The 22709-nt window shown below is 46.0% G+C and carries 17 protein-coding genes, 1 tRNA gene and 1 pseudogene; 11 read left to right on the top strand and 8 right to left on the bottom strand.

Features of this window, described 5'->3' with window-relative positions; translation table 11 throughout:
• Positions 1–5: 5 nt before the first annotated feature.
• From NBH07_RS01875 to corA, 3 genes are read left to right on the top strand one after another with little or no spacing between them, the layout of a single operon-like run.
• Positions 6–1436 carry a DUF4136 domain-containing protein gene (locus tag NBH07_RS01875; RefSeq protein ID WP_005862083.1) on the top strand — a complete coding sequence of 477 codons (1431 nt, stop codon included), beginning with the start codon at positions 6–8 and terminating at the stop codon, positions 1434–1436.
• Between the two features lie 15 nt (positions 1437–1451).
• The gene (locus NBH07_RS01870) at positions 1452–3920 is read left to right on the top strand and encodes an endonuclease MutS2 (protein ID WP_036617931.1); all 2469 of its coding nucleotides are present in this window, start codon (positions 1452–1454) and stop codon (positions 3918–3920) included.
• 15 nt (positions 3921–3935) lie between these two features.
• Positions 3936–5012 carry a magnesium/cobalt transporter CorA gene (gene corA, locus NBH07_RS01865; RefSeq protein ID WP_008772072.1) on the top strand — a complete coding sequence of 359 codons (1077 nt, stop codon included), beginning with the start codon at positions 3936–3938 and terminating at the stop codon, positions 5010–5012.
• A gap of 9 nt (positions 5013–5021) precedes the next feature.
• Here corA and NBH07_RS01860 read toward each other — a convergent pair whose 3' ends face one another.
• Positions 5022–5621: a recombinase family protein gene (locus NBH07_RS01860; protein ID WP_005856646.1), complete on the bottom strand. Its 600-nt coding sequence runs from the start codon at positions 5619–5621 to the stop codon at positions 5022–5024.
• 111 nt (positions 5622–5732) lie between these two features.
• On the opposite strand from NBH07_RS01860, the gene NBH07_RS01855 reads away from it, so the two are divergent.
• On the top strand, positions 5733–6821 hold the full coding sequence (locus NBH07_RS01855) for a winged helix DNA-binding domain-containing protein (RefSeq protein WP_121956709.1): 1089 nt from the start codon (positions 5733–5735) through the stop codon (positions 6819–6821).
• On the opposite strand, the gene NBH07_RS01850 is transcribed toward NBH07_RS01855, so the two are convergent.
• Both NBH07_RS01850 and NBH07_RS01845 read right to left on the bottom strand, forming a co-directional pair.
• On the bottom strand, positions 6783–7058 hold the full coding sequence (locus NBH07_RS01850) for a zinc ribbon domain-containing protein (protein ID WP_057317298.1): 276 nt from the start codon (positions 7056–7058) through the stop codon (positions 6783–6785). The two genes, NBH07_RS01855 and NBH07_RS01850, sit on opposite strands and share 39 nt — an antisense overlap.
• 6 nt (positions 7059–7064) lie before the next feature.
• On the bottom strand, positions 7065–7907 hold the full coding sequence (locus NBH07_RS01845) for an AraC family transcriptional regulator (RefSeq protein WP_008772069.1): 843 nt from the start codon (positions 7905–7907) through the stop codon (positions 7065–7067).
• A 200-nt stretch (positions 7908–8107) separates the two neighbouring features.
• On the opposite strand from NBH07_RS01845, the gene NBH07_RS01840 reads away from it, so the two are divergent.
• On the top strand, positions 8108–8626 hold the full coding sequence (locus NBH07_RS01840) for a cupin domain-containing protein (RefSeq protein WP_250833454.1): 519 nt from the start codon (positions 8108–8110) through the stop codon (positions 8624–8626).
• A 202-nt stretch (positions 8627–8828) separates the two neighbouring features.
• On the opposite strand, the gene NBH07_RS01835 is transcribed toward NBH07_RS01840, so the two are convergent.
• Positions 8829–9002, bottom strand: a complete 174-nt coding sequence (locus NBH07_RS01835; RefSeq protein ID WP_005856636.1) for a hypothetical protein — start codon at positions 9000–9002, stop codon at positions 8829–8831.
• Positions 9003–9217: 215 nt separating this feature from the next.
• On the opposite strand from NBH07_RS01835, the gene NBH07_RS01830 reads away from it, so the two are divergent.
• On the top strand, positions 9218–10426 hold the full coding sequence (locus NBH07_RS01830) for a hexokinase family protein (protein ID WP_005862069.1): 1209 nt from the start codon (positions 9218–9220) through the stop codon (positions 10424–10426).
• A gap of 223 nt (positions 10427–10649) precedes the next feature.
• Here the strand turns inward: NBH07_RS01830 and NBH07_RS01825 are convergent.
• Positions 10650–10934, bottom strand: a pseudogene (locus NBH07_RS01825) (response regulator transcription factor); the annotation flags it as partial.
• A 117-nt stretch (positions 10935–11051) separates the two neighbouring features.
• On the opposite strand from NBH07_RS01825, the gene NBH07_RS01820 reads away from it, so the two are divergent.
• Positions 11052–12248, top strand: coding sequence for an aminotransferase-like domain-containing protein (locus NBH07_RS01820; protein ID WP_039848659.1), 1197 nt, complete (start codon positions 11052–11054; stop codon positions 12246–12248).
• Here NBH07_RS01820 and NBH07_RS01815 read toward each other — a convergent pair.
• Positions 12236–13657, bottom strand: a complete 1422-nt coding sequence (locus NBH07_RS01815) for an aminotransferase-like domain-containing protein (RefSeq protein ID WP_009017515.1) — start codon at positions 13655–13657, stop codon at positions 12236–12238. The two genes, NBH07_RS01820 and NBH07_RS01815, sit on opposite strands and share 13 nt — an antisense overlap.
• 425 nt (positions 13658–14082) lie before the next feature.
• Positions 14083–14155, bottom strand: a tRNA-Lys gene (locus tag NBH07_RS01810).
• A 493-nt stretch (positions 14156–14648) separates the two neighbouring features.
• Here NBH07_RS01810 and ettA point away from each other — a divergent pair.
• From ettA to NBH07_RS01790, 4 genes are all read left to right on the top strand, one after another.
• Positions 14649–16337, top strand: coding sequence for an energy-dependent translational throttle protein EttA (gene ettA, locus NBH07_RS01805; RefSeq protein WP_005856590.1), 1689 nt, complete (start codon positions 14649–14651; stop codon positions 16335–16337).
• A gap of 26 nt (positions 16338–16363) precedes the next feature.
• Positions 16364–17017, top strand: a complete 654-nt coding sequence (locus NBH07_RS01800) for a 3-keto-disaccharide hydrolase (protein ID WP_005868394.1) — start codon at positions 16364–16366, stop codon at positions 17015–17017.
• A gap of 131 nt (positions 17018–17148) precedes the next feature.
• Positions 17149–18429: a serine hydroxymethyltransferase gene (gene glyA, locus NBH07_RS01795; RefSeq protein WP_005856586.1), complete on the top strand. Its 1281-nt coding sequence runs from the start codon at positions 17149–17151 to the stop codon at positions 18427–18429.
• Positions 18430–18558: 129 nt separating this feature from the next.
• Positions 18559–20910, top strand: a complete 2352-nt coding sequence (locus NBH07_RS01790; RefSeq protein WP_005856584.1) for a family 20 glycosylhydrolase — start codon at positions 18559–18561, stop codon at positions 20908–20910.
• Positions 20911–21112: 202 nt separating this feature from the next.
• On the opposite strand, the gene NBH07_RS01785 is transcribed toward NBH07_RS01790, so the two are convergent.
• Positions 21113–22648, bottom strand: coding sequence for a carbon-nitrogen hydrolase family protein (locus NBH07_RS01785; protein WP_005868392.1), 1536 nt, complete (start codon positions 22646–22648; stop codon positions 21113–21115).
• Between the last annotated feature and the right edge of the window lie 61 nt (positions 22649–22709).

Below are 22709 nucleotides of genomic sequence, written 5' to 3'. Positions count from 1 at the left end.
AGAATATGATGAGAAGTGTGATTTTATCAACGTTGCTATTAGTATTGGCGGTCTGTACGGTTTCCGCCCAAAACAGGAATACATCCATCTGCCGACTAGGCTTCACATACGATATCAGCCAGAGCAAGAACTGGGGAAACAACAAGCCGGTCATTAAAAGCGTCATCCCTTATTCATCCGCCGAGCAAGCAGGTATTAAGAAATATGACGTGATCGAGGAGATCAACGGTGTACCTGTGACGGAAATATCTGTCGATGAGATCCCACAACTGCTGAATCCCGCCGGAAGAAACGATGTCCTATTGACTATCAGCAACCTTTCCTCTCCTTCTAAACAAGTATTGGTAAAGAAGGACTGCAAGAAAAGTAACGCCATCACGGAAGACCAGCTGGCGTCCGCCTATGCGATGTATAGCTTGGAGACAACCAATGAGCAAGAATTCGTATGCCCGTTCAAGACTACCGTCACATCCGACGGCGTAGATTTCGGTAACTTCAAGACATTCGCCTTCTCGACCATCGACGAGAATAACCGTAAACTGGAAACGGTCATCAACGAATGCATCGAGAACGAGTTGACCAAAAAAGGACTTACGGTTGATATCGCGAAGCCGGATTTATTGATACAGACTTTCTATTTTTTCGATAAGAACCCGAACTATCTGGGAGCGAATAAAGTATTGGTAGAAAAAGAACCGACTTACCGGTACAACTTCTCGCACAGTAAGATGGAGAAATTCCCGTTCTTGAATTACGCCGCCGCCGAAGCGGAAGCCGAATATCTGTTGCAATTCGGTATCCGTATCATCGATCAAAAAGATATCCCCGGACGTGTACTCTGGGAATGTGAGGCGAACGAGTTGCTGGAAGACTCTTATCGTTTAGACGAATACGCCCGGGTGCATGTCCCGTTGATGTGTATGCAATACCCATACACGAAATACGGACGTAACGTACCGTTCAAGGTGAGCAAGAAGACCTATAATTATACGGGGATCAGCTACGATATCGATAAATTGGATCAAGTGGTTGACGTAGATCGTAACTCTCCCGCTTATGCGGCAGGCATCCGTCCTCGTGACATTATAGAAAAGATCGGCCGCCATAAGATGGATCATTCGGCAGAGGAGTTCTCATCCGCCTACAAACGCTTTATCACGAACACGATGCAATATCGTGATCCGAAGACGATGTTTACGGACGCGAACGGTTTCAAATATTGCATGTTTTGGGACGTATTCAAATATCCCCAAATAGCGGATGCGTCGCAAAGCTCCGATTACTTGCCGGCGTTCTCTTATTTATACTATTTCGCCCCTTATATTAATCCGTCCGGCAACAACGCCTGTACATTTAATATAAAGCGTGGCAAGACAAAATTAGAAGTAATTATCCGTCCTACCATTCGCTCTGAAGTGACGGTAGAGATCAAATAAAGATTTTACAAACACGTGATATATCCACAAAATTTTGAACAAAAGACGGGCTTTGATAAGATCCGTCACTTAATCACAGAAAAATGTTTAAGCCCGCTCGGGGAAGAGCGGGTAGCGGAGATGGGATTCTCCGCCGATTTCGAGGTCGTATCCAAGCGATTGGAACAAACCGATGAGTTTATCCGTATCCTACACGGAGACACGGAATTCCCCGCCAGTTATTTCTTCGACGTGCGCTATTCCTTGAAACGGATTCGGCCGGAAGGTACTTGGCTGGATGAACGGGAGTTGTTCGACCTCAAACGTTCCTTGCAAACGATCAATGACATCGTACGCTTCTTCAAGCCTATGGACGATGAGGAAATCAAGTATCCGGCCTTAACTGAATTGGCGGGAGATATCTTTGTCTTCCCCCAATTGATTGGAAAGATCGATAGCATCCTCGATAAATTCGGCAAGGTCAAGGACAGTGCTTCCTCCACCCTATCGCAAATCCGCAGGGAGATAACGATCACGATGAGCGGTATATCCCGCAGCCTGCAATCCATCCTCCGTGCGGCACAATCAGACGGGGTTGTCGATAAGGACGTGACACCGACCATGCGCGACGGTCGTTTGATGATCCCGGTAGCCCCGGCCTTCAAACGAAAGATAAAAGGTATCGTACATGATGAGTCCGCCAGTGGCAAGACGGTCTTTATAGAGCCGGAGGTGGTCGTGGAAGCGAATAACCGCATCCGGGAACTGGAAGGGGAAGAACGCCGGGAAATCATTAAGATACTGACGGAATTCACGAACGTGATCCGGCCTTTAGCCCCGGATATCCTGCAATCCTACGAGTTTCTTGCCGACATTGACTTCATTCGTGCGAAAGCGTTATTCGCGGAGCAAGTCAAGGCGATCAAGCCGATCGTGGAGGATAAGCGACAAATGGATTGGGTACGTGCCGTGCATCCGCTCTTATTCCTGTCTTTACAGAAACAGGGCAAGCAGGTAGTTCCCCTCGATATCGAGCTGACCGAGGGAAAACGGATCTTGATCATATCCGGTCCGAACGCCGGTGGTAAATCCGTTTGCCTGAAAACGGTCGGATTACTTCAATACATGTTGCAATGTGGTTTATTGATTCCTTTGCATGAGCGATCAAGAACCGGGATCTTCGAGCATATATTCATCGATATAGGCGATGAGCAAAGCATCGAGAATGATTTAAGTACCTACAGTTCCCACCTTACCAACATGAAGTATTTCGTGAAGAATTGTAACGAGCGGACCATTATCCTAATCGATGAGTTCGGTAGCGGTACGGAACCCCAGATTGGCGGCGCTATCGCCGAGGCTTTATTGGATCGCTTCAACCGTAATCATAGCTTTGGGGTAATCACGACCCACTACCAGAATTTGAAGCATTTCGCCGAGGATACGGAAGGTATCGTAAACGGTGCCATGTTGTACGACCGCCATTTGATGCAGCCCTTGTTCAAGCTTTCTATCGGAAATCCGGGTAGCTCTTTTGCCGTAGAGATCGCACGCAAGATCGGTCTGCCCGAGGACGTGATAGCCGACGCTTCCGCGAACGTCGGAGCGGATTATATCAATATGGACAAATACCTGCAAGATATCGTACGCGATAAACGGTACTGGGAAAGCAAACGGCAGAATATCCGTCAGCAGGAGAAAAAACTGGAAGATGTCACTTCCCGTTATGAACAAGACTTGGAAGCCGTAAACAAGCAACGGAAAGAGATCATCCGGGAGGCAAAGGCCGAGGCCCAACGTATTCTAGCGGAGGCTAACGCCAAGATCGAGAATACCGTCCGTGAGATCAAGGAGGCCCAAGCGGAAAAAGAACAGACCAAACTGGCCCGCAAAGCCTTGGAAGAGTTCAAGAACTCCGTAATGGCGACCGAAGAAGAAGACGATAAGATCGCACGCAAGATGGCGAAGCTCAAGGAACGGAATGAACGGAAGAAACAGAAACAAAAAGTGACGGCCCAGCCGATATTTAATAAAGAGGTGATAGAGGTCGGTGACAATGTACGCCTTAAAGGGCAGGTTTCCGCCGGAACCGTTATGGAACTACAAGGAAAGCAGGCCGTAGTAGCATTCGGGATGATCAAAAGCACGGTTAAGCTGGAGCAGTTGGAAAAGGTAAGCAAAGGCCAGATCAAACGGGAAATCCAGAAAAGCACGTTCGTCAGCTCCCAGACCACTGACAATATGCATGAGAAGAAGATAAACTTTAAGCAAGAAATCGATGTGAGAGGAATGAGGGGCGATGAGGCATTGCAAAGCGTGACTTATTTTATCGACGACGCCATTCAAGTCGGGGCAGGCAAGGTTCGCATCTTACATGGAACCGGTACGGGTATCTTACGTCAGCTAATCCGGGATTATCTGCGCACGGTTCCCGGTGTCCGTCGCTTTCAAGACGAGCATGTGCAGTTCGGAGGCGCCGGTATCACCGTTGTTGAGTTTGATTAAAAAGAGATCCTTATTATGAGACGGAATGAATATACACACAGGAGAAGACATATATCCAACCGGCATTTATCGGACAAGTATTATTACGCCGGCGAACATGAGACAGCAACCGGCATCCGTCTCACGCAATACAACGAACAATCTTTGCATACGAAAGAGGTGCGGATAACCGACACCTCTTTCAGCAAACTATCCGACCCGGATCAGATCAATTGGTTCGAGGTTAGCGGATTGACCAACGCGGATGCCATTACCCGTATCGTAAAAGATTTCGGACTGCATAATCTGGACGCTAAGGATATCTTGACTCCCCAACACGTGGTCAAGGTAGAGGAATACAAAGGACGAATGCTTATCGTATTAAACTCCTGCTATTACGATGTCAATAACGAGATGCGGTCTGAGCACATCAGTATACTGGTAGCGAACAATACGGTTATCACTTTTACGGAAAGCAACAACCCCGTATTCGAGGCCGCTCATAAAGCGCTACTATCCAACATGCTGAACATCCGGAAAAAAGGCAGTGGATTGCTGCTCGCTTTCCTTCTAAACACCATCATAGCGAATCTAGTAGAATCCGCCTCAAAGGTAGAAGAGATACTAGAGGATATAGAAGAGACTTTGCTCGATCCTAAGAACGATCAGGGTAATATGGGTTCCCTAATCCAACAACACCGCCATGAGTACATGATTATCCGTAAGAATAGCCTACCGCTGAAAGATCAATTCTCAAAACTATTACGAACAGAGAACGGGATTATCACCCCGGATATCCTGCCGATCTATAATGACCTGCAAGACCAACTCCAATTCGTTATCCAAACAACGGAAAGCTGCCGGGAAATCACCTCTTCCCTTGTCGATCTTTATATATCCAATAACGATCTTAGGATGAACGCCATCATGAAACGGCTGACGATTGTCTCCACCCTTTTCATCCCTTTGACATTCTTGGTGGGCGTATGGGGTATGAACTTCAAGATAATGCCGGAATTGGATTGGCGTTACGGTTATTTCATAGCTTGGGCCGTCATGATAGCTACCGGAGTATTGACTTGGCTATATATGAAACGAAAGGATTGGTATTAAAACCAATCCTTACGATCTGAAGAATTTCTTCCTATACTTATAAAAAGTATTCTTAGAGACGTTGAAATGCTCGCAAATCGATCCTACCGATTCTCCCCGCTCCAACATGTTCATGATCTCCCCCTTATGGGCGTCTAAGAAGAACAACTTGGATTCCGAGCCTTTAGGACGTCCCAACCGCTTTCCCGTACTTTTCACCTGTTCCAAGGCGTCTTTTGTACGTATGGAAACCAGACTGTGATCAATCTCGTCTACTTGCTTGAAGACATTAATCATCAATTGACGATCCATCCGGTCATCGAATATATAACGGTCGTTTATACAATAGACCGTCACGTCCTTCTCCATGCAAACGGTAAGTATCCCCATCAACTCATATAAGGTAAGACACAAACGGGTAATATCCGATACGATCAAGGCATCCCCTTTCTTCAAGCGTTCGAGAACAAGTTTTAACTTTGGTCCCGGCTGTTTCGCTTTCTCTCCGGATACTTCCATGACCCATTTATCCACATGGATATCTTTGGCCGCGGCAAAAGAAGAGATCTCTTCCCTTTGAATATCCAAGTGTTGCCGGTCCGTAGCCACATTTAAATACGCTATCGTCATAAATTTCACTAATTGTTTCTAGCGTGAAGGTACAAAAAGAATGAGTATATCTTCAAGATTATGGGATGTTTAACGCTTTATTTCGTACATTTGCGTTTATATTCATATATTATGATAACACATATACGAGTAGCTAGCCAACAATTGGAACAACCCCGATTCGAGTCCCCGAAAGAGTTGGTCTCTTGGATGGGCGCTATCCAGGCGCAGGAGTATGAGATGGCCAAATGGGCGATCGGTATTCGCTTGAGATCCTCTTCCCTTGAAACGGTAAATGAGGCTTTGTACAAAGGTGATATTCTACGTACCCATGTGATGCGTCCTACTTGGCATTTCGTGGCCGCCGAGGATATCCGTTGGATGCTTATGCTATCTTCCGAGCGTATCAAGGCTGCCGTTATGTCGTACGCCAAGGGACATTTCGGGAAGATAGAAAAAACGCTGTTCACAAGATGCCTAGATCAGATCGGAAAGATACTGGAAGGATACAAAAGCCTGACCAAACAAGAAGTAACGGCGGAATTGCAAAAATCCGGGATTTTGCCCACCATAGATCACGTAAACCTTTTCCTTACATGGGGTGAGGTGGAAGGCATCGTCTGTAGCGGGATCGATAAAGGAAAGAAAACGACTTACGCCTTATTGGACGAACGTGTCCCTCCTACTCGTGAACTTTGTAGGGAAGAGGCTCTGGCGAGATTGGCATCCAGATATTTTCAAAGCCACTCCCCTGCCCAGTTACAGGATTTTGTTTGGTGGTCCGGGCTAACCGCTACCGAGTGTAGGCTCGCTATCAATCTGATCAAGACGGAGTTAATGACCGAAACGTTCGATTCCCGTGAATATTTCATCCACCAATCATGGAAAGGAAAAAATGAGAGCGAGCCCGTCCTGCGTCTCCTCCCCGCCTTCGATGAATACTTGATCAGTTACAAGAACCGTACGGACGTATTGCCGCTAGAACATCATTCAAAAGCGTTCAACCGATTCGGCACCTTCTACCCGGTTATCTTGTATAACGGAAAGATAATAGGCAATTGGGGCCGCTCCGTCAAGAAAAACTCCATCCAAATAGAAATGGACTTTTTCGAGAAGAAGCCCCGCATTCCAGTGAAACTAATCCAGCAGGCCGAAGCGCAGATAAACGCTTTTTATGGAGGCTTATCGCACCACCCAGCGCTTCAATGTCGGGAAAAATAATTTCATATTCGCTACGGCCTCCTCTTTCGTATAATGAAAGTCCGCATCTTTATTGAACTCATCGACAAACTGAGCACAATGATCGATCATCTGATCCATCGTACAGTCCATCGTGAAGGCCCCGTCCTTATAACAATAGCAACAATATTCCTCATTCTTGCTTCCGTCATGGTTCGTTCCTAACTCCTCATTCTTTTGCAGCGGCATACCGCAGCTTTGGCAAAATTTTGTTTCCATACTAATTTATTTTATTGGTATATAAATCTTTGTCACTTGGGTATCGTCATCCTCTTCCGAATAACTCACATATTCCTCAAACGCCATTCCATGCCGTTTGGTATAATTGAAATCTATATTTATAGTATTATATAGTTCTTGTAATCCCGCATAACTACCTTTTAAGGTATAAACCGCATATTTTCCTTTCTGCAAACGAATCGTACCGAACATCCCTGATGGAATAATCTCCTTCCCGACCGAAGCGCAAGCATAAAAACGACATTGGTCCGGATGAGTGACGTTCGGATCATCAAAACTTAGACCAATAAAGCGGGTGTCCTCTGATAACGCTTGATTCTCTTTTAAGAATCCAATCAACAGATTCCATGCCTCCTCATAGGGTTCGGCCTCACCATATTTTCCAAAAATCCGGATATAAACCAAATCTAAATCATCTACCTCACAAACCTCAACTTCAAGATCGTGTGGATTACTCCACTTCTCGGTCTCTTCTCTCAGACGTGCTCGCAACTTATCCATATAAGCTTTCGGAGATACGCTGAATTGTTTCTTGAACGCTTTCGAGAAAGATTGGGGGTTATCATAGCCTACCCGACTCGCTAGATCTGCCAGACTCATATCTTCCGTATGCATATATAGAACCGCTCGCTCTACACGTTGCCTCGCCACATAAGCATATAATGACTCATTCAAGGCTCCTTTCATAATACGTAGTAGCTGCCGCTCGGACACGTTTACTTGCCCGGCTATTATATCCAGTCGTAAAGGGAGATGCAAATTCGCATTGATATAATCAATTACTTGATTGATTTTCCGTTGATATATGTTTTCCGTATCAGGCTTCATCCTATAGATTCTTATGATGACAAAAATACATAATCCCAACAGACTGACAATTGTCCAATCTCGCCAATTTGAGATTTCCCCTATATTTGTTTAAAAGCCATCAACTTCAAGATTCTATAGATTGTAAAATCAGTAATTCTGTTACACTTATCAGTAATTGGTATACAAAAGTAATGGAATATCTTAAATAATTTTGTGATATGGATAAAATCAAGAAAACAAATATGAATATAAAGAAAATAACCATTGCCATGTTGATCACATTAATCTCCATTGGCAATATAAACGCACAAGAAATGAAAACTGAAATTCCAAAAATTAGTGAATTCCCTACAGGAAATGAAAACACCGAGTTTGAACAATATTTCTCGGGGAAGTCTTGGCTAGCGCCATTAACAAGCAATAAGGATTTAAACGTACCAATGTTTAACGTAACGTTTGAACCTAACTGCCGAAACAACTGGCACACGCATACAGGAGGGCAGATACTCATCGCCGTAGGTGGTGTGGGTTATTATCAAGAACGAGGTAAAAGCGCCCGTCGTTTACTACCCGGGGATGTTGTCGAAATCGCACCAAACGTAGAGCATTGGCACGGCGCCTCACCGGACAGTTGGTTTTCGCATATCGCCGTAGAATGCAATCCCCAAACCAACAAAAATACTTGGCTTGAGCCGGTAAGTGATGAGGAATATGGGAAGGCCGTAAATGATAAGTAGTAGATTTTCCTTATCGTTTACACAAACCGAGCCTAAAAGACACTCCGGTTTCCCCTAGAAGAAACTGCAGTTTCTATCCTAGCGGGAAACTGTAGTTTCCTAAGAAAGAAATACAAAGAAACTGTAATATACTAGTAAACAGAATATTGAATAATATATTCTCATCCTATGCCCTGTATATAAGACATTTTTCTCACAAAATTCAATCCGTACAATTAATATCATTAACAGATTCATTCTCATACGCAGACTTTTGTGATTTTATAAATATATCACGGTACTCATCAAGTAAGTTAATGTCCTGCAAATCATTAACGCCTAAAATCTCACGGATTAAATCCGCCTTGCCTGCTTCTATCTCCACTTTCGGTATCATATATCTTAATTTAGATTAATAAATAAAATCATCTGTTTGGTGTTTTAAACAGACATCGTCACCCTTTTGTTTATACAAAATTTAAATTTAACACGACAAATTTTACAGTATCCAAAATTTATCTCCTTAACTTAATCAACCAATAAGGATAGTCAAATCCCTTTCTAAATTGTTATTCACTAACAAGGATATTTCAAAATCAAAAAATCAATCTTATGGAAAAAAATATTTTCTGGTTAGAAAATGACCAACTCAAAGAGATAGCCAGTTCATTTCGGGAAAAGGTTGAAGAGGGATTAAAACATGAAAATGCGGAGATACAATGCATACCGACTTTTATCTCTCCCAAAACCTCTGATATTAATGGAAAAGCATTGGTTCTCGATTTAGGAGGAACCAACTATAGAGTAGCGACCGTCGATCTTGGACAAGGATCACCAACCATCCATCCCAACAATGGGTGGAAAAAAGACATGTCGATCATGAAATCACCGGGATATACTCGTGAGGAGCTATTTAAAGAATTAGCCGATATGATTGTCGGGATAAAACGGGATGAGGAAATGCCAATCGGCTATTGTTTTTCTTATCCAGCAGAATCCGTACTCAGTGGAGACGCCAAATTGTTACGTTGGACAAAAGGAGTCGACATTAAAGAAATGGTAGGGCAATTAGTAGGCAAACCACTTCTCGACTACCTAAACGAACATTGTAAAATCAAATTTACAGGTATTAAAGTATTAAACGATACTATCGCCAGCTTGTTTGCCGGCCTAACCGACAATAGCTATGACGCCTATATCGGTCTGATCGTAGGAACAGGCACCAACATGGCCACTTTCATTCCGGCGGATAAAATAAAGAAATTAGATCCGAGCTATAATATACAAGGCTTAGTCCCTGTCAACCTAGAGTCGGGTAACTTCCATCCTCCATTCCTCACGACAGTCGATGATACGGTTGACGCCATTTCAGGCAGCCTTGGAAAACAGCGGTTTGAGAAAGCGGTTTCGGGTATGTATCTAGGCGATATATTGAAAGCAACTTTCCCTTTGGATGAGTTTGAGAATAAATTCGATGCCCAAAAATTGACCGCTATCATGAACTATCCGGATATTCACAAGGACGTATATGTAGATGTAGCTCATTGGATCTACAACAGATCAGCACAATTAGTCGCCGCATCGCTACTGGGCCTTATTCAGTTACTGAGATCATATAATAAAGATATACAAAAAATCTGTCTAGTAGCCGAAGGCAGTCTATTTTGGAGCGAGAATAGAAAAGATAAAAACTATAACATTCTTGTTCTGGAGAAATTACAAGAACTCCTTAATGAATCCGCATTAGCGGATGTCGAAATCCATATCAACAATATGAATAACGCAAACTTGATAGGAACAGGTATAGCGGCGCTCTCTTGAAATCAATATGAATGAAGTGAATCTTGAACTATAAAATTACGTTTTTCAAAATAAATAGAAAGTGCGGGTATTCTTTACATACGATACCCGCACTACTTTTTCCGCAGAAAAATGATTGTATAATTCACTCATAGCGCATCGCACAAATGGATTCAGCCCCAGAGGATGAAATATAACCGCAATCATATCAATATTAGCTAGTGGTTTGGATTGGATATCGTAATCAATAGAGAATACCGAAATTTTCCGCCTTATTGATAGCTTCGATCGCATTATCTACATTTAGCTTTGCCAATATATTCTTTCGGTGATTATTTACCGTATAAATACTAAGATTTAGCTTATAAGCGATCTCTTTGCTCAGAAAACCTTGCCGAATTAATATTAGTATTTCTTTCTCACGCTTGGTTAATTGAGGTTCGGCTAGAATAACTGTCGACGCAAGTATCAGTCCTGTCTTTCTATTGATAACTGTCCGTTTAATTCTTTCGGTAGGCGATACAATCGGGATAATACTTGGTTCCGAAAATCTGTACCCGCTGATATTGTGCAAATTGTATCTGTTCTCATTTATCTATTATGCTTTACTTTGCATTATTTTAGTTTTCAAATATATTTAATGATTATGAAGTTGAAATTTGCCAAGAGAATGTCTTATATAAAGGCTTCGGAAATAAGAGAAATACTCAAAGTTACAGAACGGGAAGATGTTATTTCATTTGCTGGTGGACTACCTGCCCCTGAGCTATTCCCCATAGATGAAATTAACAAAATGAATCAGGTCGTTTTGCAAGAAGCAGGAGCAAAAGCTCTTCAATATACGACTACTGAAGGGTATTATCCTTTACGTGAATGGATTGCCAAACGAATGAATGAACGCTTAGGGACATCGTTTGATAAGGATAATATTCTTATAACTCACGGTTCGCAACAAGGATTAGATTTATCCGGAAAAGTATTTCTGGACGATGGTGATATCGTATTGTGTGAAAGCCCCACCTATTTAGCAGCAATTAGCGCATTCAAATCATATGGGAGTAGCTTCATTGAAATTCCAACAGATGAAGAAGGCATGGATATGGCTACTTTGGAAGAGGTACTGAATAATACTCAAAATATAAAACTAATATATGTAATACCAACCTTTCAAAATCCCACTGGAAAAACATGGAGTTTGGAAAGACGAAAAAAACTGGCTGAACTATCTGCTTTATATGATATTCCTGTTATTGAAGATAACCCTTATGGAGAATTAAGGTTTGAAGGAGAGTCTTTACCCTCTATAAAGTCTTTTGATAAGGTAGGTAATATCTTATGTACTGGTAGTTTTTCTAAAATCTTTTGTCCGGGCTTTCGGATTGGGTGGATTGCAGGTGATAAAGATATTATCCGCAAGTATGTGTTAGTTAAGCAGGGCACTGATTTGCAGTGTAACACAATAGCTCAAATGACTATTGCCGAATATCTAAAACGATATGATATTGATGAGCATATTAGCAAAATAGTAGAAGTCTACAGAAAACGCAGAGATATAGCTTTAGAATGTATTGAACGCTATTTTCCTAATGACATAAAATATACTCATCCTCAAGGCGGGTTATTTACTTGGATAGAATTACCCGAAAATATTTCAGCGCATGACATCCTGCAAAAATGCATTGAACAGAAAATAGCCTTTGTACCCGGCGGTTCATTTTATCCTGTTGAGCACAAAGAAAATACATTTAGAATAAATTACTCTAATATGCCAGAAGATAGAATCATGAAAGGACTTCAAGTAATAGGGGAAGTACTAAAGGAATACATACATCAGTTAAAGTGATTTTTAATTATATCCCCCAATTGTTTTAAACGTTCTTCAAGAAGTGGAGTCCATCGTTGTCCATAGCTTAAACGCATACAATTGGTATATTGCTCTTGTAATGTAAACATACGTCCGGGGGCTATGCTTATTTTTCGCTGCATAGCCCGATAATAAAGTTCTGTCGTATCAATCTGTTTGTCTAATTCCATCCAAAGCATAAATCCTCCCTGTGGAGTAACAATTTTTGTATTCTCGGGGAAGTAATCCATGATGGAATGGGCAAAATGAATACTGTTTGCGTATAATTCTTGTCGCAGTTTACGTAAATGGTTTTCGTATCTGTCATTCTCCATGAAATTGGCAACCGCTTCTTGATTAAGCGCAGGCGTAGAAATAAGGTGAATATTCTTTTGGCGAATAATAGCATGTTTAAATTTGCCGGGAGCAATCCATCCTACCCGATACCCCGGCGCTAATGTTTTAGATACCGCACCACACCATAAAACAAGCCCCTTCTTGTCAAAAGCCTTGCAGGGCTTAGGACGTGAATTTCCAAAAAATAAATCACCATATAAATCATCCTCGATCAAAGGTATATCATATTCGGCCAGCATATCAACAACTACCCTTTTATGTCCATCAGGCATACAACTTCCCAATGGGTTATTAAAGTTGCTTATAAGCAGGCAAGCTTTAATTTGTGGTAAAACTTTTTTCAGCGCATCTGGATCAATCCCTGTTACTGGATTGGTAGGTAATTCCAATATACGTAACCCCATACTATTGGCTAATTGTAACATTCCAAAATAGACCGGACTTTCAACCGCAATAGTATCTCCTACCTTAGTAATTACAGATAAAGCTAAAGCAACCGCATTAGTAACTCCGGCAGTTGTCACTATATCATCTTCTGTCAAGTTTCCCTTCCAACTATACGTAAAACGAGCTATAGATTTACGTAATCGCATATTTCCCTGTGTTTCATCATACCGGGTTCCATTACCCGGAAGTGCCTGCATAGCTCTTATAAGTTCTTTATTAAGTTTTGCAATTGGTAATAAAATATCTTCGGGCATTCCTAATGAAAATCGAGTGATCGATTTATCTCCTATTTCTAACGAGCTGTATACGTCAGCAATCAAATCTACCACCTCTTTGCTCTCAGGCTTTACAGACGGTTGTGTTGTCGCTGGAACAGATAGGCGTATGGGTTTGTAATTGACAATATACCCTGATTTTGGGCGTGATATTATAAATCCGTCTTTTTCCAATTCATAATATGCCTGAATTGCCGTATTAAGACTTACACCATTTTCATTGCTAATAGTGCGTAAAGAAGGTAGTTTCTCACCAGCTTTCCACACGCCTTTCTTAATTTGACAGGCAATAGTTCTCGCTATTTCTTGATATAGGATTTCTTTTTTCATACTTGTTAGGTGTTATCTGTATCCTGCAAATATACAAAAATCGTGTCTGTATCTGTTTTGGACTTTGAAATACTTTTACAGAATGACTTTTGTATTGCTTTGCTATTCTTAAATGGAAGAAAGGTATTCAAGTAAACAACTGAATTCAACCACCATTAATAAAAAAATCACAGTAAAACAGGTTTCAGATGATAATATCTAAAATCAATACAGAGATTGAAACCTTCTGCATAGATAGTGATTTCCGACAATCGTACCCCCTAATCGTTTTTTGGGGAAGGGGGTACGATTTGGATACTCAACAGTGTCTTTTCGTGCCCCTTTTTTGTCTTTCAGGCAAGACTGAAACAATAAAAAAAGTCCTACAATACGTTGATATTGTAGGACTTGTCTCTTTTTTGTCGCCGTTTGGCTTTGTTCTTATGTGATCCGCCTGGGGCTCGAACCCAGGACCCCAACATTAAAAGTGTTGTGCTCTACCAGCTGAGCTAGCGAATCATCCTGTGCGTTACTTTTGTAATGCGAGTGCAAAGATAGGGGGTTTTATTTTATTATACAAATTTCAAGAGGGGTAAATTTTAGTTTTTTCATGGGGAGCAAACGCAAGAAACAAGATATAAGCACTTTACATCACGTATTACATCATGCATAAACCGGTTACATATCTTCACAAGACGAAGACGAACCACAATCCTAAATCGTTAGGATCACACAACCTAAAGCCACATGATCGCACAGTCCTAACCACAACGCCGCACAACCTCTCCTACACTCATTTATGATAACGCTAAAGCTCAACTTCCGAGGAATAGCATATCTACCGGCTTCTTGCACAAGAGAATTAAACCGAGTAATCTCCACACGCCAAACTTGGCAATCGGTAGATATCTGATACCTATGATCTTTGTTCATTTGTAAAATAAAAGATATTTACGTAGATTTGTACACCATTATTTTAAGTTAAGGAACCAATTAACACACTAAAAATTATATGGCAGACGATAAGAAGATTATTTTCTCGATGGTAGGCGTGAACAAGATCTTTCCGCCTCAAAAACAGGTTTTAAAGAATATATATCTGTCCTTTTTCTATGGGGCGAAGATCGGAATCATCGGATTGAATGGTTCCGGTAAATCTACGTTGCTGAAGATTATCGCCGGCATCGATAAGGATTATCAGGGAGAGGTGGTCTTCTCCCCCGGGTATTCCGTAGGGTATCTGGAGCAGGATCCTAAGTTGGAGCCGGGCAAGACCGTGAAGGAGATCGTGCAGGAAGGCGTGCAGGAGATCGTGGACACCTTGAAAGAATATGAGGAGGTGAACGAGCGATTCGGCGATCCGGAGGTGCTGGAAGATCCGGATAAGATGGATGCCTTGATCAACCGTCAGGCGGAGTTGCAGGACAAGATCGACGCTACGGACGCATGGAACCTCGACAGCCGTCTGGAACGTGCCATGGACGCTTTGCGTTGTCCGCCGGAGGATCAGGTGGTGGATACGTTGTCCGGAGGCGAGCGTCGCCGGGTGGCCCTTTGCCGATTGCTGCTCCAGCAGCCGGACGTATTGCTGTTGGATGAGCCGACCAACCACTTGGACGCCGAGTCGATCGACTGGTTGGAGCAACATCTGCAACAATATGCCGGTACCGTTATCTGCATCACGCACGACCGTTACTTCCTAGACCACGTGGCCGGATGGATCCTTGAGCTGGATCGTGGCGAGGGTATCCCTTGGAAGGGTAATTACTCCTCTTGGCTAGACCAGAAGACGAAGCGTATGGCTCAAGAAGAGAAGCAAGTCAGCAAGCGCCGTAAGACCTTGGAGCGTGAGCTGGAATGGATCAATATGGCGCCGAAGGCCCGTCACGCCAAGGGTAAGGCACGTCTGAACTCGTACGAGGCCCTCTTGAACGAGGACCAGAAGGAGCGTGAGGCTAAGCTGGAGATCTTCATCCCGAACGGCCCTCGCTTGGGCAATAAGGTGATCGAGGCACAGCACGTGGCGAAGGCGTTCGGCGATAAATTGCTGTTCGATGATTTGAACTTCATGCTTCCCCCGAACGGTATCGTGGGAGTCATCGGGCCGAACGGTGCCGGTAAGACTACCTTATTTAAGATGATCATGGGCATGGAAAGCATCGACAAGGGGACCTTCGAGGTGGGCGAGACCGTACAAGTAGGTTACGCCGACCAGACCCATAAGGATATAGACCCGAAAAAGACCGTTTACCAAGTCGTATCCGGCGGACAGGAATTCATCCGTATGGGTGGCAAGGAGGTGAACGCAAGGGCTTACCTGTCTAAATTCAATTTCGCAGGAGCGGATCAAGAGAAGCTATGCGGCGTACTCTCCGGAGGAGAGCGTAACCGCCTGCATCTGGCGCTGACGCTGAAAGCGGACGCTAACGTATTGCTGCTCGACGAGCCTACCAACGATATCGACGTGAACACGCTACGTGCCTTGGAGGAGGGTCTGGAGAACTTCGCCGGTTGCGCCGTCGTCGTCTCTCACGACCGTTGGTTCTTGGACCGTATCTGTACGCATATCCTGTCGTTCGAGGGCGATTCCAACGTGGTCTTCTACGAAGGGACCTATTCCGAGTACGAGGAATACAAACGTAAGACATTGGGCGACGCCGAGCCGAAACGGGTACGCTATCGCAAACTAATCGTTGATTAATCATACTATAAATAGAGTTTAATGCCATGAAAAAAAGAATGCTATCTTTGGCTGTATTAGCCGCCTCCCTCTTCTGTTTCTCCAATGGGGCGAACGCACAGAAGACCGAGAAACTGTTCAACGGGAAAGACCTGTCTAACTGGAATTTCGTAGTCGACAAAAACTCCGTCCCCGCCGATCAGGTCTATTCCGTACGCGACGGTAAGATCTTCATCACCGGCCAGCCTTTCGGCTATATGTACACCAAGGAGAAATACAGCGACTATAAATTGCACGTGGAATGGCGTTGGCCGAATGGGGATTCCAACGCGAACAGCGGCATCTTCCTGCATATCGCAGACCTAAAGAACCCCTTCCCGAACGGGATCGAGTGTAATCTGCAAGCCGGGAGGGCCGGATTGTTCGTACTGCTGGGAGGCTCCGACCTTGTCGAGTACCAGCAACGCCCGGGAGAGGAACGTCCCTTCTTCCCTGTCGTAAAGAACGTGAACCCGTCCAGCGAGAAGCCCGCCGGAGAGTGGAACGAGGCGAACATCTTCGTGAAAGACGGCGTCATCACCGTTTACATCAACGGCGTATACCAGAACACCGGAACCAACAAGGTGAAGGAAGGCCATATTGGGCTACAGAGCGAGGGTAAGGAGGTTGAGTTCAGAAACGTAACCCTCACCAAGTGGTAAGCGGAGCCGTTTCCGGCGCATCTGTAATAATTAAACGGAATCTTTTAAATAGTATTAAAATAATATAGTACATTCGCGAGGATTCCTTTTCAATGAGGAACATATCATTGCAATAACCAATTTAAGAGGTAATGAAAAGAGACAACATCATTTTTGACATTATCGAGAAGGAGCACCAACGCCAATTGAAAGGCATTGAGTTGATCGCTTCCGAGAACTTTGTCAGCGACCAGGTCATGCAGGCCATGGGAAGCTGTCTGACCAACAAATACGCCGAGGGATATCCCGGCAAGCGTTATTATGGGGGTTGCGAGGTAGTAGACCAAAGTGAGACGATCGCTATCGAACGGTTGAAAAAGCTATTCAACGCCGAATGGGCCAACGTGCAGCCTCACTCCGGGGCGCAGGCCAACGCAGCCGTATTCTTCGCCGTATTGAATCCGGGCGACACGTTCCTCGGGTTGAACCTGTCGCATGGCGGACACCTGTCCCACGGTTCACCAGTAAATAGCTCCGGCGTTCTCTATCACGCTACCGAATATAATGTAAAGGAAGATACCGGACGGGTGGACTACGACCAGATGGAGGAAGTAGCCCTTCGTGAGAAACCGAAATTGATCGTTGGCGGCGGTTCCGCTTATTCTCGTGACTGGGATTACAAACGTATGCGTGAGATAGCCGACAAGGTAGGCGCCTTATTGATGATCGATATGGCTCACCCGGCAGGCCTGATCGCCGCCGGTTTGCTGAACAACCCGCTGGAGTACGCTCACATCGTAACGTCTACGACGCATAAGACCCTGCGGGGTCCTCGTGGCGGTATCATCCTGCTGGGTAAGGATTTCGAGAATCCTTGGGGCAAGAAGACACCGAAAGGCGAGATCAAGAAGATGTCTCAGTTGTTGGACTCCGCCGTATTCCCGGGTATCCAAGGCGGTCCGCTGGAGCATGTGATCGCAGCCAAGGCCGTAGCCTTCGGAGAGGCTTTGGAGCCGGAATACAAGACGTACCAAGCACAGGTGAAAGCGAACGCCGCCGCTATGGCCAAGGCCTTCACGGACAAAGGGTACAAGATCATCTCCGGCGGTACGGACAACCACAGCATGCTGATCGACCTGCGCACGAAGTTCCCCGACCTGACCGGTAAAGTGGCCGAGAAAGCCTTGGTAGCCGCCGACATCACGGTGAACAAGAACATGGTTCCGTTCGACAGCCGCTCGGCCTTCCAGACCTCCGGTATCCGTGTGGGTACGCCCGCTATCACGACCCGTGGCGCTAAAGAGCCGCTTATGGGCGAGATCGTGGAACTGATCGACACCGTATTGGCCGCTCCCGAATGCGATAAGACCATCGGTGCCGTTCGTGAGAAGGTGAACGGTATCATGAAGGAATATCCTATCTTCGCATGGTAAATAGGAAATTGAGAATTGAGAATTGAAAAGGATGCCAAACGGCATCTTATCTTCAACTCTCAATTCTCTTTTTAAACTCTCAAAAACATCTAAACAATATTCAATTTTCAACTTTCAATTTTTAATTCTATGAAAAAGCTCCTTGCTACAATCTGCGCCGGCGCTGTCTTGGGCCTGATGGCCTCATGTGATGATGCTCCCGGTAAAGCAAAAGCTTACAACCAAGGTATCAACATCATCCCGACACCGGTCAGCCTTACGCAGAACGAGGGAAACTTCAAGCTAAACAAAAACACGAAGATCTACGCTTCCACCCCGGAGGCGAAAACCGTAGCCGAGTTCTTCGCGGCTAAAATGAACACGGCGACAGGCTACCAGATAGCTACCGCCGACAAAGAGACCTCCGACGGTATCTCGTTGGTTATCGACGGCTCTCTGGACGTAAACGACGAGGGATACACGTTAGACGTAGCCGACAGCGGCGTCCGTATCAAGGCCAAGACCCCTCAAGGTCTTTTCTACGGTATGCAATCGTTCTTGCAATTGCTGCCCGCCGAGATCGAGAGTCCTTCCGCCGTGAAAGGTATCGCATGGACCGCTCCGGCCGTATCTATCAAGGACGAGCCTCGTTTCGGCTACCGTGGTATCATGCTAGACCCCTGCCGCCATTTCATTCCGGTAGAGAATATCAAGAAGCAGCTGGACGTATTGGCCTTGTTCAAGATCAACCGCATGCATTGGCACCTGACCGACGACCAGGGATGGCGTATCGAGATCAAGAAGTATCCGAAACTGACCGAGATCGGCTCTAAGCGCATCGATGGCGAGGGTACCGAGTACGGAGGCTTCTATACCCAAGAGGAGGTGAAGGATATCGTTAAATACGCGGCGGATCGTTTCATCACGATCGTTCCCGAGATAGAGCTTCCGGGACACGAGATGGCCGCTATCGCCGCTTATCCGGAGCTGTCTTGCGAGGGTAAGCAGGGTACTCCCCGTATCATCTGGGGCGTGGAAGACATCGTATTATGCGCCGGCAAGGAAGAGCCCTTCCAGTTCTTCGAGGACGTGATCGCCGAGGTAGCCCCCCTATTCCCGGGCGAGTATTTCCATATCGGAGGCGATGAGTGCCCGAAGACGAGCTGGGAGAAATGCCCGCTTTGTCAGGCCCGTATCCGGAAGGAAGGCTTGAAAGGCGACAAGGAGCATACGGCCGAGGAGAAATTGCAGAGCTATTTCGTACAACGCATGGAGAAGGTCGTAAACAAGCACGGCAAGAAGATGATCGGATGGGACGAGATCCTTGAGGGAGGTCTGGCTCCATCGGCCACGGTAATGTCTTGGCGAGGTGAGGAAGGCGGTATCGCCGCCGCTAGCATGAACCACGACGTGATCATGACCCCGGGAAGCGAGGGTATGTATATCGACCAGTTCCAAGGCGACTACAAGATCAACCCGGTATCTATCGGAGGATTCACCACGGCGGAGCGGGTCTATAAATACAACCCCGTCCCCGACACGCTGGCAGCGGCCGGTAAAGGACATTTCATCAAGGGCGTGCAATGCAACGTATGGAGTGAGTACCTTTATAACACGGACATCATGGAGTACCGTATCTATCCTCGTATCCTAGCCCTCTCCGAGATCGCTTGGAGCCCGCTGGACCGGAAGGATTACAAGGACTTCGAACGCCGTCTGGACAACGCTCAGGTTCGCCTAGACGGACACGGTATCAACTACTACATCCCGCAGCCCGAGCAACCGAACGGTTCTTGCAACTTCGTGGCTTTCACGGACAAGGCTACCATGACATTCACCACGAACCGTCCGATGAAGATGGTCTACACGCTGGATGGCACCGAGCCTACCCCGGAATCTACCGTATATACGGCTCCTTTCGACATCACAGAGACTACGACCGTGAAGATCGCTTCCGTGTTGCCTTCCGGCAAGATGGGTAAGCCTCGCACGATCCTCGTGGAGAAACAAACGCTGGCTCCCGCCAAGGAGGTAGCCAAGACGACCCCGGGCCTCGACATGGAGGTATTCGATGGCATGTACCTAAGCGTAAATAATCTGGAGGCTGCTCAGAAGACCGGTAAGAAACAGGTCATCAAGACGACCCGTGAGCTGACCAACCAAGTGCCCGCCCCCGAATCCATGCGAGGCGTGAAGCAATACGCCGCTATCGCTACCGGCTACGTGAATATCCCGGAGGATGGCGTTTATTACATCTCTTCGGATTTGGAGGAGGTATGGATCGACGGCAAGTTGATGGTCAATAACGGTGGCGAGGTAAAACGCTTCTCCCGTCATGACACCTCCGCGGCCTTGGCAAAGGGCTTGCACGAGATCAAGCTGGTATTCCTTGGACACATCATCGGAGGTTGGCCTTCCAACTGGAACGACGGCAGCGTACAACTCCGTAAATCGGATGCCGAGAAATTCACGCCGATCACGGCTGAGATGCTAAGTCATTAAGATCATTTCCGAAGGGGGGAAGCGAGCGATCCTCCCCCCGATATAAACCGCAGGGGCGGGATTCGTCCGCCCTCCCACGCATACACGGCACGGGAGGCGGACAGATCCCGCCCCTACTGCATTCTTCCGGCGAATATAATTGTGTTTAATAGCGAACACTACTGGGTTCAGCCATGAATACTATTGTGTTCAACCGCAAACACTACTGTTTTTTTACCCTCAACTCATACAAGTCGTGGCGACGGTCCCGAAGGTTACGCACGCTACCATACGTATGCAACTCGTTGAGCAAATCAAGGTCCACGTCCGATACAAGGATCATCTCCGTATTCGGGGTTGCCTCCGCACGCTTGCCATCGGTCGGGAAAGCGAAATCGCAAGGCGTGAACACACCCGACTGGGCGTACTGTATATCCATATTATGCACACGAGGCAGGTTGCCCACGCTGCCCGCTATCACCACGAAGCACTCGTTCTCGATCGCCCGGGCTTGGGCACATACACGAACCCGAGAGTAACCGTTCTGCGTATCCGTAAGGAAAGGCACGAAGAGGATCTGCATCCCTTGGTCGGCCATGATACGGGAAAGCTCCGGGAATTCCACGTCATAGCAGATCAGCACGCCGATCCGGGCGCAATCCGTATCAAACGTCTTCACCATCTTCCCGCCCGAGAGTCCCCAGCTCTTCTGCTCGTCCGGGGTGACATGTACCTTCTCGTACATCTCGTAGGAGCCGTCACGACGGATCAGGTATCCCACGTTATATAGCGCCCCGTCCTCCTTCAGCAAAGGCATGCTACCGGTGATGATATTGATATTGTAACTGATGGCGAGGTTCACGAATCGCTCACGGATCTCCTCGGTGTACTGTGCCAGCCCACGGATGCTCTGCGCCTCGCCCAGATGGTTGAACTTGGCCATCAGCGGAGCGTTGAAATACTCGGGGAAAAGGACGAAGTCGCTCTTGTAATCGGACACGGCGTCGACGAAGAACTCCACCTGCTCGAACACGTCGTCCAGTGTCTTATAAGGCCGCATCTGCCATTGTACCAGACCGACACGCACGGTTGTCTTCTTATCCACGTAATCCGTCGTAGGCGGCTGGTAATAGATATTATCCCATTGCAGCAGGGTAGCGCAATGTTTCGACTCCTCGTCGTTCGGCAAGTAGTTCATCATCACTTTCCGCACGTGGAAATCGTTGGAGAGCTGGAAGGTGAGCACCGGGTCGTAGATCTGACGTGAGCGCACCTTCTCGATGTATTCCTTCGGACGCATATGATCGGCGTATTTATAATAGTTCGGGATACGTCCGCCGAACATGATCGCCTTCAGGTTCAACTTCTCGCACAGCTCCTTCCGGTACTCGTACATACGGCGGGCCAGCCGGAGGCCCCGGTAGTCCGGATGGATGAACACCTCTATACCATATAATATATTCCCGTTCGGGTTATGCGTGCTGAACGTCTCGTTACCCGTTACCTTGGCGTAGGTATGATCCCCTTTCACCATGTCATAATCCACGATGATGGAGAGGGCGCATCCTACGATCCGGTCATCCACCAGCGTCACGACCTGTCCCTCGGGAAATATCCGTATCAACGTCTCGATCTGCTTGCGGGTCCAGAAAACATCCTTGTCGGCGTATACCCTCTTGAAAGATTGCGACAACTGCGTATAGTCCTCAAGCTGCAAGCTCCGGAGCTCTACCTTGTTTATCTTATGCATTGGTTCCATAACACATTTTTTTGTTAAAGTCGCCGCGAAGTTAGGATAAATACAGATAAAGTGTACCGGC

Source organism: Parabacteroides sp. B2-S-102 (assembly GCF_023656665.1).
Taxonomy (GTDB): domain Bacteria; phylum Bacteroidota; class Bacteroidia; order Bacteroidales; family Tannerellaceae; genus Parabacteroides; species Parabacteroides distasonis.
This window is presented reverse-complemented; position numbering and strand designations above follow the sequence as displayed.

Coding starts and splice junctions, on each gene's coding strand:
- NBH07_RS01835 (WP_005856636.1), bottom strand. CDS start 9,002: ATGATACCGAAAGTGGAGATAGAAGCAGGCAAGGCGGATTTAATCCGT.
- NBH07_RS01790 (WP_005856584.1), top strand. CDS start 18,559: ATGAAAAAGCTCCTTGCTACAATCTGCGCCGGCGCTGTCTTGGGCCTG.
- corA (WP_008772072.1), top strand. CDS start 3,936: ATGAGACGGAATGAATATACACACAGGAGAAGACATATATCCAACCGG.
- NBH07_RS01800 (WP_005868394.1), top strand. CDS start 16,364: ATGAAAAAAAGAATGCTATCTTTGGCTGTATTAGCCGCCTCCCTCTTC.
- glyA (WP_005856586.1), top strand. CDS start 17,149: ATGAAAAGAGACAACATCATTTTTGACATTATCGAGAAGGAGCACCAA.
- NBH07_RS01850 (WP_057317298.1), bottom strand. CDS start 7,058: ATGGAAACAAAATTTTGCCAAAGCTGCGGTATGCCGCTGCAAAAGAAT.
- ettA (WP_005856590.1), top strand. CDS start 14,649: ATGGCAGACGATAAGAAGATTATTTTCTCGATGGTAGGCGTGAACAAG.
- NBH07_RS01785 (WP_005868392.1), bottom strand. CDS start 22,648: ATGGAACCAATGCATAAGATAAACAAGGTAGAGCTCCGGAGCTTGCAG.
- NBH07_RS01855 (WP_121956709.1), top strand. CDS start 5,733: ATGATAACACATATACGAGTAGCTAGCCAACAATTGGAACAACCCCGA.
- NBH07_RS01860 (WP_005856646.1), bottom strand. CDS start 5,621: ATGACGATAGCGTATTTAAATGTGGCTACGGACCGGCAACACTTGGAT.
- NBH07_RS01815 (WP_009017515.1), bottom strand. CDS start 13,657: ATGAAAAAAGAAATCCTATATCAAGAAATAGCGAGAACTATTGCCTGT.
- NBH07_RS01845 (WP_008772069.1), bottom strand. CDS start 7,907: ATGAAGCCTGATACGGAAAACATATATCAACGGAAAATCAATCAAGTA.
- NBH07_RS01830 (WP_005862069.1), top strand. CDS start 9,218: ATGGAAAAAAATATTTTCTGGTTAGAAAATGACCAACTCAAAGAGATA.
- NBH07_RS01875 (WP_005862083.1), top strand. CDS start 6: ATGATGAGAAGTGTGATTTTATCAACGTTGCTATTAGTATTGGCGGTC.
- NBH07_RS01840 (WP_250833454.1), top strand. CDS start 8,108: ATGGATAAAATCAAGAAAACAAATATGAATATAAAGAAAATAACCATT.
- NBH07_RS01820 (WP_039848659.1), top strand. CDS start 11,052: ATGAAGTTGAAATTTGCCAAGAGAATGTCTTATATAAAGGCTTCGGAA.